General features: G+C 73.4%; 10 protein-coding genes. 6 read left to right on the plus strand and 4 right to left on the minus strand.

Annotated elements, in window-relative coordinates:
- Positions 1 to 12 precede the first annotated feature (12 nt).
- Positions 13 to 240 (minus strand): hypothetical protein, encoded by a 228-nt coding sequence (locus L332_RS22955; protein ID WP_021010644.1) that lies wholly within the window; start codon positions 238 to 240, stop codon positions 13 to 15.
- The gene (locus tag L332_RS22960; RefSeq protein WP_021010645.1) at positions 240 to 1,487 is read right to left on the minus strand and encodes an inorganic phosphate transporter; all 1,248 of its coding nucleotides are present in this window, start codon (positions 1,485 to 1,487) and stop codon (positions 240 to 242) included. The genes L332_RS22955 and L332_RS22960 overlap by 1 nt, the downstream gene beginning before the upstream one ends.
- 123 nt (positions 1,488 to 1,610) lie before the next feature.
- Between L332_RS22960 and L332_RS29450 the strand changes: the two genes are divergently transcribed.
- Genes L332_RS29450 through L332_RS22975 form a run of 3 tightly spaced genes read left to right on the plus strand, consistent with a single transcriptional unit; the run spans position 1,611 to position 3,760 of the window.
- On the plus strand, positions 1,611 to 2,312 hold the full coding sequence (locus tag L332_RS29450) for a GOLPH3/VPS74 family protein (protein ID WP_021010646.1): 702 nt from the start codon (positions 1,611 to 1,613) through the stop codon (positions 2,310 to 2,312).
- Positions 2,313 to 2,360: 48 nt separating this feature from the next.
- Positions 2,361 to 3,032 carry a GPP34 family phosphoprotein gene (locus L332_RS22970; protein ID WP_021010647.1) on the plus strand — a complete coding sequence of 224 codons (672 nt, stop codon included), beginning with the start codon at positions 2,361 to 2,363 and terminating at the stop codon, positions 3,030 to 3,032.
- A complete protein-coding gene (locus L332_RS22975) occupies positions 3,029 to 3,760 on the plus strand; it encodes a hypothetical protein (protein WP_021065006.1) in 732 nt (243 codons plus the stop codon). The genes L332_RS22970 and L332_RS22975 overlap by 4 nt, the downstream gene beginning before the upstream one ends.
- Positions 3,761 to 3,770: 10 nt before the next feature.
- Here the strand turns inward: L332_RS22975 and L332_RS22980 are convergent, their stop codons facing one another.
- Positions 3,771 to 4,778 (minus strand): LacI family DNA-binding transcriptional regulator, encoded by a 1,008-nt coding sequence (locus L332_RS22980; RefSeq protein WP_021065007.1) that lies wholly within the window; start codon positions 4,776 to 4,778, stop codon positions 3,771 to 3,773.
- A gap of 255 nt (positions 4,779 to 5,033) precedes the next feature.
- Here L332_RS22980 and L332_RS22985 point away from each other — a divergent pair, with 255 nt between their 5' ends.
- The 3 genes from L332_RS22985 (at position 5,034) to L332_RS22990 (ending at position 8,991) form a co-directional block, all read left to right on the plus strand.
- On the plus strand, positions 5,034 to 6,395 hold the full coding sequence (locus tag L332_RS22985; protein ID WP_021065008.1) for an ABC transporter substrate-binding protein: 1,362 nt from the start codon (positions 5,034 to 5,036) through the stop codon (positions 6,393 to 6,395).
- 665 nt (positions 6,396 to 7,060) lie between these two features.
- Positions 7,061 to 8,020: a carbohydrate ABC transporter permease gene (locus L332_RS30580; protein WP_374222122.1), complete on the plus strand. Its 960-nt coding sequence runs from the start codon at positions 7,061 to 7,063 to the stop codon at positions 8,018 to 8,020.
- The gene (locus L332_RS22990; protein ID WP_021010649.1) at positions 8,017 to 8,991 is read left to right on the plus strand and encodes a carbohydrate ABC transporter permease; all 975 of its coding nucleotides are present in this window, start codon (positions 8,017 to 8,019) and stop codon (positions 8,989 to 8,991) included. Before L332_RS30580 ends, L332_RS22990 begins: the two co-directional genes overlap by 4 nt.
- A gap of 135 nt (positions 8,992 to 9,126) precedes the next feature.
- On the opposite strand, the gene L332_RS22995 is transcribed toward L332_RS22990, so the two are convergent.
- A complete protein-coding gene (locus tag L332_RS22995) occupies positions 9,127 to 11,091 on the minus strand; it encodes a glycogen debranching N-terminal domain-containing protein (protein WP_158316716.1) in 1,965 nt (654 codons plus the stop codon).
- Positions 11,092 to 11,213: the final 122 nt, after the last annotated feature.

Genomic DNA, 11,213 nt, shown 5'->3' on the forward strand with positions numbered 1-11,213 from the left:
ACGCAGCGCGCCTCAGATGCCGAAGAGCTGCTTGCCGAAGACGATCACGACGATGCCCGCGAGCGCGAGCAGCACGCACAGGCCGAGCAGCGATCGGCCGAGCAGGGTCGAGCCGGGTCGCTCGCTCTCGAGCGAGCGGATGCCCACCCCGTAGATGAGCGGGATGCCGGCGCCCAGCAGCAGCCCGACGCCGAGCACGGAGGCGATCGCGATCGCGAGCGCGCCGAAGTCGATGCCCATCAGGCCGTCCCTCCCTCGCGGCGGTGCTTGCGCTTCTTCCGCTTGCGCGGCCGCGAGACGGGCGCGACGTGCGAGGCGACGGCGCTGAGCTCGCGGTCGATCTCGCGCTTGCGCTCCTTCTTGGGCTGCTCCCACTCCTCGGTGACGTTGTGCGAGCCGACGTGGCTCATGCGCGAGCGCAGCCACATCGCGGCGCACGCGGCGATGAGCAGCGCCGTCACGACGATCGAGCCCCACAGGTGGCCGAAGAGCCCGGCGATGACGAAGCACAGCGCGCCGATCGCGCCCGACGCCGGCAGCGTGATGAGCCACGCGATGAGCATGCGGCGGGCGACCGACCAGCGCACCTTCGCGTCGGTGCGGGCGAGGCCCGAGCCGATGACCGACCCCGAGGCGACGTGGGTCGTCGAGAGGGGCAGGCCGAGGTGGCTCGAGGTGAGGATGATGGATGCGCTCGAGAAGTCGGCCGACATGCCCTGCCGCGGCGAGATGTCGACGATGCCCTTGCCGAGCGTGCGGATGACGCGCCAGCCGCCCATGTAGGTGCCCGCGGCGATCGCGACGGCGCACACGACGCGCACCCACAGGGGCATGTCGGCGTCGGGGTCGAGGGAGCCGTGCGCGACGAGCGCGAGGAAGATGACGCCCATCGTCTTCTGCGCGTCGTTCGTGCCGTGCGCGAGCGACATGAGCGAGGCCGCGCCGATCTGGCCCATGCGGAAGCCGCGCTTCTCGCCGCGCTCGCTGAGGTTCGCGGTGACGCGCTGCACGAGCCACGTGCCGCAGAAGGCGACGAGGCCCGCGATGACGGGCGCGAGCAGCGCGGGGATGAGGATCTTCTGCGCGACGCCGCCCCACAGCACGCCCGTGACCCCGAGCGCCGCGATCGTCGCGCCGATGAGCCCGCCGAAGAGCGCGTGGCTCGAAGACGACGGCAGCCCGAACAGCCACGTGAGCACGTTCCAGACGATCGCGCCCGTGAGGCCGCACAGCACGATGAGCATGAGGCTCTCGCCGTCGACGCCGGTGAGGTCGACGATCCCCGATCCGACGGTCTTCGCGACCTCGATCGAGAGGAAGGCGCCGACGAGGTTGAGCACCGCCGAGAGCGCGACCGCGGGCTTCGGCTTGAGCGCACCGGTCGCGACCGACGGCGCCATGGCGTTGGCGGTGTCGTGGAAGCCGTTGGTGAAGTCGAACGCGAGGGCGACGATGACGACGATCGCGAGGATCGCGAGTTCCTGCATCGTGCCAGTCTCCACCACAGGGGCCGTGCGCTCCAAGACGAGCTCGCGGCGCGCCCGCCTCCGCCGTGCGGCGCCCCTCGGTCGGGGGATGCGTCGACCGGCGTCGCGACGTAGCGTCGCGGCATGGAGATCACCATCCCCGAAGCGGTCCTGCTGCTCGCGCTCGACGACGAGCGCGGCACCGCGCTCATCGACGACTCGGCGCTCGGCGCGGCGCTCGCGGGCGGCGCGGTCGCGCAGCTGCTGCTCGACGGCCGCGTGCGGATCGCGGGCGAGGGCGAGGAGGGCGCGAAGCCCGGTCGGCTCGTCGCTGCCGGCGGCTCGACGGACGAGCGCCTCGAGCCGCTCGTCGCGCGCATCGAGGGCAAGAAGTCCAAGGACGCGCTCTCGACGATCGCGGGCCTCGGCGGCGACAGCGGCAAGCTCAAGCGGCAGCTGCTCGACGACCTCGCGGCCGCGGGCGTCGTCGCTCGCGACGAGGACCGCTTCCTCGGCCTCACGTGGCGCACGCGCTGGGAGCGCGGCGAGCGGCGCGAGCTCGAGGACGCGCTGCAGCAGCGCGCGCGGGCGCTCGTGACGAGCGACGGCGAGGCGGCAGCGGAGGACCTCGAGGTCGAGGCGGCGCTCGCCATCCTGCACGGCGCCGGTGCGCTGCCGCAGGTCTTCCCGGACCTGCCGAGGGATGCGCTCAAGCGCCGCGGCGACGCGCTCGCCGAGGCGTCGTGGGGGAGCCGCGAGGTGCGCGAGGCGATCGCGTCGGTGCAGGCGGCGATGACGGCGGTGCTCATCGCGACCGTCATCGTGCCGTCGTCGACGAGCGGCTGACGCCGCCGACGGGTGCGCGCGGCGGGCGGACGGCGTACCGTGGGCGCCATGGCGCTGACGATCCCGGAGGCGGTGCTGCTGCTCGCCATCGACGACGACGAGGGCTCGCCCCTCATCGAGGACTCGTCGCTGGGGATCGCGATCGCAGGGGCCGCCCTCGCGCAGCTCGTGGTGGACGGGCGGATGCGCGTGGTCGCGCACGGCGAGCCCGGGAGCGAGCCGGGCGTGCTCGTCGCGGCGAGCGGCACGACGAACCCGCACCTCGAGCCGCTCGTCGACCGGATCGACGGCGCGACGCCGTCGCAGGCGCTGAGCGTCGTCGCCGGCTGGGGCGGCCGCAGCGCACCGACGAGCCGCGTGCGCCGCGAGCTGCTCGAGGACTTCGCCGCGGCGGGCGTGCTCGCGCGGGAGGAGGACCGCTTCCTCGGCATCCGCTGGCGCGAGCGCTGGGAGCGTGGCGAGCGCCGCGACGTCGAGGACGCGCTGCAGGCACGCGCGATCGAGGTGCTCGAGGGCGCCGACGACCCGACCGTCGGCGCGGCGCTCGCGATCCTGCACGGGGCCGAGGCGCTGCCGCCGATCTTCCCGGGCCTCCCGCGCGAGCGGCTGCTCGCCCGGGGCGCCGAGCTCGCGGAGCGATCCTGGGCGAGCCGCGAGGTGCACCGCTCGATCGAGGCCGTGCAGGCTGCGATGGTCAGCCTCATGATGTCGTCGACGTGAGCGCTCCGTCGACGTCGCGGCCCGGGTCGGCGCCCGAGGCGGCCGCGGCGACGATCGCCGGGGTCGCCGGCCGCGCGCTCGGCGCGGCCTTCGCGACGCTCGCGCTCGTGCGACGACCGCACCCCGTGCACCCGCACGGCGTCGTGCTGCACGGCGAGCTCCGCCGCGCGGGCAGCCCGCTCCGCACCGGCATCGGCTGGATCGACGAGGCGGAGCCGGTGCCGCTGCCCGTCCTCGCCCGCGCCTCCCGCTCGGCGGGCGTGCCTGCGCCGCTGCCCGACGTCATCGGCCTCGCGGTGCGCTTCGACGGACCGGAGGGGCCCGCGGACCTCGAGCTCGCCTCGACCGGCGACGGCTGGCCGTGGCGCTTCGTCCTCCGCGCGCACCGCTCGCCGTCGCGGGCCCACCTGCACGCGATCCTGCCGTACCGCTCGCCGAGCGGGCCCGTGCTGCTCGCCGCCCGCACGATCGCACCGGCGGACCTCCCGCCCTACCCGGACGAGCTCGCCGATCGGCTCGCCGCCGAGCCGTGGCGGCTCGAGCTGCTCGTCGCCCGGCCGCGCGGCGCGTGGCGGCGCTTCGGCGAGCTCGAGCTGCGGCGCCGCCCGGGTCCGCTCGACCCGCTGCTGCGCTTCGACGCCGGCCGCCGGCTGCTGCCGGGTGCGCGCGAGTACGGGCGGGCGCACCGGCTGCGGCAGCCGGCCTACGACCGCGTGCAGGGGGAGTAGCGCCGAAGCGTCAGCTCGGCGGGGCGGTGGACGACCGCACGACGAGCACGGGCGCGTAGGCCGTGTGGCTCCGGTCGGGCTCGTCGTCGGGGTCGTCGAGCGCCGCCATGATCCACGCGACGACGTCCTCGCCGTGCTGCGCCGGGTCCTGCCGGATCGTCGTGAGGCCGAACGCGGCCGCGGCCGGCACGTCGTCGACGCCGATGACCGAGAGCTCCTCGGGCACGCGGATGCCGAGCTGGTGCGCGGCGAGCAGCGCGGCCATCGCGACCTCGTCGGTGCCGGCGACGATGCCCGTCGGGCGGTCGGCGCGATCGATGATCTCGCGCACGACGGCGTGCGCGCCCTCGAGCGTGGTCGGCACCGTCTGGACCGGTCGAATCCGCAGCCCGTGCCGAGCCGAGACGCGCTCGAACGCCCGCTTCCGCCGATCGGAGGAGGATGCCTCGAACGGCTGCACCTCGGGCTCGGCGGCGAGGTGCAGGAGGTCGGTGTGGCCGAGCCGCACGAGGTGCTCGGCGGCCTGCTCACCCGCCGCGTCGTCGTCGAGCGCGAACGAGCGCGTGTGCTGCGTGGGCTCGCCGACGGTCGCGACCGGGATGCCGAGGTCGGCGAGGCGCGTGAGGTCTCCGCCGACGAGGCTCCACGTGATCGTCACGAGGCCGTCGACCTCCCCGCGCGTCATGAATCGCTCGAACTTCTCGTGCCCGCCCCGCCCGAACGCGCCGAGGTCGTAGAGCAGCACGTCGTGGTCGTGCGCGTCGGCGGCGTGCGCGATGCCGTGGAGCACGCTGCCGAAGTACCAGCGGTTGACGGACGGGGTGAGCACGCCGATCGTGCGGGTCATGCCCGTCGCGAGCCGACGCGCGGCGCCGGACACCCGGAACCCGAGCTCGTCGGCGGTGCGCTGCACCCGCTCGCGCGTGCTCGCGGCGACACCGGATGCGCCCGAGAGCGCGCGGGACGCGGTCGCCTTCGAGACGCCCGCGGCACGGGCGACGTCGTCGAGCCTCGGCACGGCCGCCTCCTCGCGCCCGGGCGGATGACCGCCTCCCAATCATCGGAACCGGTTCCGACCATAGCCGTGCCGAGCGCATCCGCCAACGACCGCCCGCGCGGATCGTTGCCGAATCGAAACATCGTTGCTGAGTGCATCCTGTGGCAGGGTGCGCTACGGTCGCTCGAAGTGGAACCGGTTCCGGTTTCGAGCACGCCGCCGTGCGCGACGTTCGCGGCACGTGCTCATCCGCTGAGTTTGAGCGAAGGAGTTCACGTGAAGCACGCACGCAGGATCGCGGTGCCGCTCGGCATCGCGGGCGTCGCGGCACTCGCCCTCACCGGGTGTGTCGGCGACGCAGAGCCCGGCGCATCGGAGGCGCCCGGCAGCACCGGCGCTGCCGCCGAGGGCTGCGAGGCCTACGCCGACTACGGCACCTTCGACGGCGCCGAGGTCAGCGTCTACGGCACGATCCTCGACGAGGAGGCGAACCGCCTCAACGAGTCGTGGGCCGAGTTCGAGGAGTGCACCGGCATCGACGTGGTCTACGAGGGCTCCGCCGAGTTCGAGGCGCAGATCAACGTCCGCGTCCAGGGCGGCAACCCGCCGGACCTCGCCATCTTCCCGCAGCCCGGCCTGCTCGCCTCGATCGCCGGCACCGGCAGCCTGCTGCCCGCGCCCGAGGCCGTCGCCGCGAACGCCGAGGAGTTCTGGACCGAGGACTGGCGCAACTACGGCACGGTCGACGGCACCTTCTACGCGGCGCCGCTCATGGCGTCGGTCAAGGGCTACGTCTGGTACCAGCCGGCCCTCTGGGAGGAGAACGGCTGGGAGGTGCCGACGACGCTCGACGAGGTCGACGAGCTCACCGCGACGATCGCCGAATCGGGCACGACCCCGTGGTGCGTGGGCTTCGGCTCCGGCGAGGCGACCGGCTGGCCGGGCACCGACTGGATCGAGGACTACGTCCTGCGCCTGCACGGCCCCGACGTGTACGACCAGTGGGTCGCGCACGAGATCCCCTTCGACGACCCTCAGATCGCTGAGGCGGTGGATCGGGTCGGCGACCTGATCAAGAACCCCGAGTACGTCAACGGCGGCATCGGCGACGTGTCGACGATCGCGACGACCGACTTCGGCGAGGCCGGCCTGCCGGTGCTCGACGGCGAGTGCGCGATGCACCACCAGGCCTCGTTCTACGAGGGCTTCTGGAGCGACGACAACTCGGTCACCGTCGCGGAGGACGGCGACGTCTGGGCCTTCGTGCTCCCCGGCACCGAGGCCGACGCGGCCGCGGTCACGGGCGGCGGCGAGTTCGTCGGCGCGTTCAGCGACGACGAGGAGGTCGTGGCGGTGCAGACGTTCCTCTCGAGCGACACGTGGGCCAACAGCCGCGTCTCGCTCGGCGGCGTCATCTCCGCGAACTCGGGCCTCGACCCCGCCAACGCGAGCAGCCCGCTGCTGCAGTCCGCGGTCGAGACGCTGCAGGACCCGGAGACGACGTTCCGGTTCGACGGCTCCGATCTGATGCCGGGCGCAGTCGGCGCCGGCACGTTCTGGAGCGGCCTGGTCGACTGGGTCTCGGGCGCCGACACGGCGACCGTGCTCTCGCAGATCGAGCAGAGCTGGCCGCAGTAGTCGCATGACGCGCGTGCGGGGGTCGCGAGACGGCCCCCGCACCGCATCATCGGCACGTCTCACGAACGGATGGGGTGCGCATGACCTCGATGGATCTCGTCGGCAAGCTGCTGCAGGTGCTCGTCGGCCTCGTGGCCTTCGGTGCCGTGGTGGCGCTGCTGCTGGCCTTCCTCGACCGGCCCGAGGACAAGCCGCGGGCGGCGAGCTGGCGCTCGGGGCTGCGACCCCGCATCATCCTCGTCGCGGCGTTCGCGCTCCTCGCGCTGCTCGCCCGCCTGCTCTACGGCCTGGTCCCGTGGATGACGCAAGCGCTCACGAACGCGGCGATCGCCGTCGGCGTCGCGGGCATCGCGATCGTCGTCCTCCAGTGGCTGCTCGACCGCCTGCTGCAGCCGGCGAGCCCCGCCGTGCGCAGCGCCGTGCTGCGCGGCGTCGGCGCCGCCATCGTCGTCGCGATCGTGCTCGTCGCCCAGTCGGCCGAGCGCATCCCGGCGCTCGACTGGGTCACGCCCGCCCTCGTGCTCGCGGCGGCGATCGTGGGCTGGCCGCTCGTCGGCGCGCTCGTCGCGACGGCCGCCATCGCCTTCCTGCCCGACCGCATCCGCCGCAGCGCCCGGCTCCTCGCGTGGCTGCTCGCCGCCGTCGCGGTCGTGGTCGTCGCGCTCGTGCTCGAGGCGGGCCAGGAGCAGCCGGTGGGCGTGTGGCCGTGGGCCGCTGCCGCCGCGCTCAGCATCATCGGGCTGCTCGGCTACCTCGCCGACCGGGACGACGACTCGAAGCCGATGCTCGTCTTCCTGCTGCCCTCGGCCCTGCTGCTCACGATCGGCCTCGTCTACCCGGCGATCCGCACGACGCTGCTCGCCTTCACCGACAAGACCGGCGCGTTCAACGGGCTCGACAACTTCATCTGGATGTTCACGCAGCCCGAGGCGCTCGTGACGCTCGCCAACACGGTCGTGTGGGTCATCCTCGTGCCGCTGCTGTCGACCGCGATCGGCCTCGCCTACGCGGTCTTCATCGACAAGAGCCGCGGCGAGCGCGTCTACAAGATGCTGGTCTTCATGCCGATGGCCATCTCGATGGTCGGCGCGAGCATCATCTGGCGCTTCATGTACGCCTACCGCGGCCCGGAGCAGGAGCAGATCGGCCTCGTGAACCAGATCCTCGTCTGGTTCGGCGGCGAGCCGCAGCAGATCCTGCAGAACAGCCCGTGGAACACCCTCGCGCTCATCGTCGTGATGATCTGGATCCAGACCGGCTTCGCGATGGTGGTGCTCTCGGCGGCGATCAAGGGCGTGCCGACCGAGCAGCTCGAGGCGGCCGAGATCGACGGCGCGAACCCGTGGCAGCGCTTCGCGAACGTCACGGTGCCCGGCATCCGCACGTCGCTCGTCGTCGTCGTCACGACGATCTCGATCGCGACGCTCAAGGTCTTCGACATCGTCCGCACCATGACCGCGGGCAACTTCAACACATCCGTCGTGGCCAACGAGATGTACACGCAGGCGTTCCGCTCGGGCGAGCCGGGCCGAGGCGCGGCGCTCGCGCTCATCCTGTTCATCATGGTGATGCCGATCGTCATCTACAACATCCGCGTCCTGAACCAGCAGAAGGCGATCCGATGAGCTCCGTCGCATTCACCCCGGACCCCGAGGTCACCCCCGACGAGGTCGCGCCGGCGGTGCGGACCCGCGCCGATCGCGTGAAGCGCCGCCTGACGAGCCCGTGGGCGACGATCGCCGCGCTCGTCATCGCGGTCGTCTGGACGATCCCCACGTTCGGCCTGCTGCTGTCGTCGTTCCGCCCCGCCGATCAGATCCAGACGACCGGCTGGTGGACGTTCTTCTCCGACCCGCAGCTGACGCTCGCCAACTACAGCGAGGTGCTGTTCTCGTCGTCGGCGTCGTCTCCGCAGCTCGGCGAGTACTTCGTCAACTCGCTCGCGATCGCGATCCCAGGCACCCTCATCCCGCTCGTGCTCGCGTGCCTCGCCGCCTACGCGTTCGCGTGGGTGAAGTTCAAGGGCTCGTCGACGCTGTTCGTGATCGTCTTCGCGCTCCAGATCGTGCCGCTGCAGATGGCGCTCATCCCGCTGCTGCAGCTGTTCGTGACGTTCCTGCAGCCGTTCCAGACGGCGCTGCACGAGGCCGTGCCGTTCATCAGCGAGCGGCAGTACCTGCCGGTGTGGATCGCGCACGCGATCTTCGGCCTGCCGCTCGCGATCTTCCTGCTGCACAACTTCATCTCGGCGATCCCCGCCGACGTCATCGAGGCGGCGCGCGTCGACGGCGCGGGCCACGGGCAGATCTTCTTCCGCATCATCCTGCCGCTCGCGATGCCGGCGATCGCGTCGTTCGCGATCTTCCAGTTCCTCTGGGTCTGGAACGACCTGCTCGTCGCGCTCGTGTTCTCGACCGGCACGCCGGATACCGCGCCATTGACGCAACGATTGGCGGAGCTCGCGGGGTCTCGAGGCGAGAACTGGGAGCGGCTCACCGCGGGAGCGTTCGTCTCGCTCATCATCCCGCTCATCGTGTTCTTCAGCCTGCAGCGCTACTTCGTCAGAGGCTTGCTGGCGGGGTCGGCCAAGGGCTGAGCGCGCAGCACGCGATGCGGCTCCGGCGCGTTGCGTGCGAAGCGCTCAAGATCGAACTGCGGAGGGGCGGCCGGTGGCCGCCCCTCCGCGTATCGGGATCTCCTCGCTCGGCAGCTGTCGTGCGGGGCCCCGCCGTCAGATCGACGGCGGCCAGCCGCCGTCGATGAGCCGCACGTGCGCGCGGCGCGGCGACGCGCCGCCGGTGCTGGCGAAGCGGGCCTCACCCGCGGTCGCCTCCCTCGGGACGTCGACGGTCAGCGTCTCGACAGCGCGCAGATGGCGCTCGCGGCGCGCGGCGGGCGCGGCCCGCCGGGCGCCGAGCGCCTGCCAGGCGGGCACGACCGCTGCGGCGCTCCGGGCGTGGGGGGCGCCCGCGTCCGGCAGCGGCACGGGCGCGCTCGCGTCGGCGAGTCCGTAGCCCGCGTAGCGCTCGGGGAGTGAGCCGTGGAACGCCTCCGCCGCCCGCTCGAGCTGCTCGGCGAGGCGGCGAGCCGCGTCGTCGAGCCCTGCGCGCAGCAGGCCCTCGATCGCGACGGCCGTGTCGTGGGGTCGGATCGCGCCGCCGTTCCACGCGAGCGGCCAGTAGCCGGGCGCGTCGACCGCGATCGAGCGCAGGCCGAACCCCGACGAGAGGCGCTCGTCGAGCAGCAGCTCGGCGACGGTGCGCTCCTCGTCGCGCGAGAGCAGGGTCGAGCCGACGAGGTGCGCGAGGTCGGCCGAGAGCCAGTCGAGCCGCCCGCCGGTTCCGTCGATCGCCATCGCGGGATGGCGATCGTCGCCGCGAACCACCCAGAACGCGGCACGGAACCGGCGGCGGAGTCTCTCGGCCCAATCGAGCCAGGGCGCGCCGTCATCGCCGAGCGCCTCGAGCAGCGCGGCGCCGCCGACGGCCGCGCGGCACGCGAGGGCCTGCAGCCGGGCGGTCGCGACGGGACCGGCGACCGGCGCCCCCTCGGCGTCGCGCGGCAGCTCGGGCCCGTCGCCGACGGCGACGTCGCCGCCCGGCAGGGTGAGGAAGCCCTCGCCCACCTGCTGCCCCAGCCAGCCGAGCGCGGCGTGGAGGGCGGTGCGCAGCTCGCGCACCGCCTCGAGCGGCAGGCCCGCGCGCCACGCGTCGTGCAGCAGCACGATCCACAGCGGCGTCGCGTCGACCGAGTCGGTGAACGTGGGCGGCAGCTCGGCGCCCGCGCGAGCGCCGGCGGGGCGGTGCGGCGAGAGCTCGTGCAGCATGCGGCCCGGCTGCTCGCCCGTGCTGCCGTCGTGCTGCACGCCCTGCCGCGCGGCGAGCGTGCGGAGCGTGCTCTCGGCGACCGTCGTGCCGCGCGGTAGCAGCAGCCGCGCGGCGCTCAGCGCGTCGCGGGCGACCATGGTCAGCCGCCACGGCGCGCCGGCGGCGAGCACGGCGCCGCTGCCGACGTCGAGCAGGAGGTCCTCGAGGTCGGCGACGGCGCGCTCGCCCCAATGGTCGAGCGCGGGGCGACCGGTCGGCTCGAGGCCGCGGCTCGGCGCGTCGACGATCGCGCCCTCGACCGCGAGCGAGGCGTCGTCGAGCAGCAGCTCGACCGAGAGCCCGGCCCAGTCGTTGGGCTGCACGATCGCGCGCTGGCGCACGACGACCCGCCCATCGACGACCTCGACCTCGCCCGCGCGGCTGCGGACGCGGAGGGTGCGGATGCCGTCGGTCGCGACCGCGTCGGCGCCCTCGATCCCGACGTGCACCGGGTCGGGGTCGGCGCGGCCGTCGCGCACGCGCTCCATGGGGCTGAAGGCGACGTCGATCGCGAGCTCGATGCGCACGTCGATCGGCAGGTCGCGGCCGTTCACGACCGTCGCCCGCTCGAGCACCGCGCCCGGGGTGACCTCGCGCATCCGCTCGACCGCGATGCGCGCGTCACCCAGCTCCGAGTCGAGCGCCGGGGCGATCCCGCGGATGAGCGCCCAGTCGCCCGCGCTCGACGTGGCGAGGTGCTCGATCGGCGCGCCGTCGACGCGCAGCTCGACGGCGCGCACGAAGCGCCAGTCGCCGTGGAAGAGGCCGTGGATCGGGTGCTCGTCCATCGAGCCGTCGCGGCGCGACCAGGCCTGCGTCGGCGCGGACACCGATGTGAGCTGATCGTGGAGCAGGGGCGGCGGCTCGACCTGCTGAGCCTGCTCGTGACGCATGGGACCCCGACCTCGTGAATGCCCTTCGCGGTCACGGTAACGCTGTCCGCAACGGTCGG

Source organism: Agrococcus pavilionensis RW1 (genome assembly GCF_000400485.1).
In the GTDB taxonomy this organism is placed as follows: Bacteria; Actinomycetota; Actinomycetes; order Actinomycetales; family Microbacteriaceae; genus Agrococcus; species Agrococcus pavilionensis.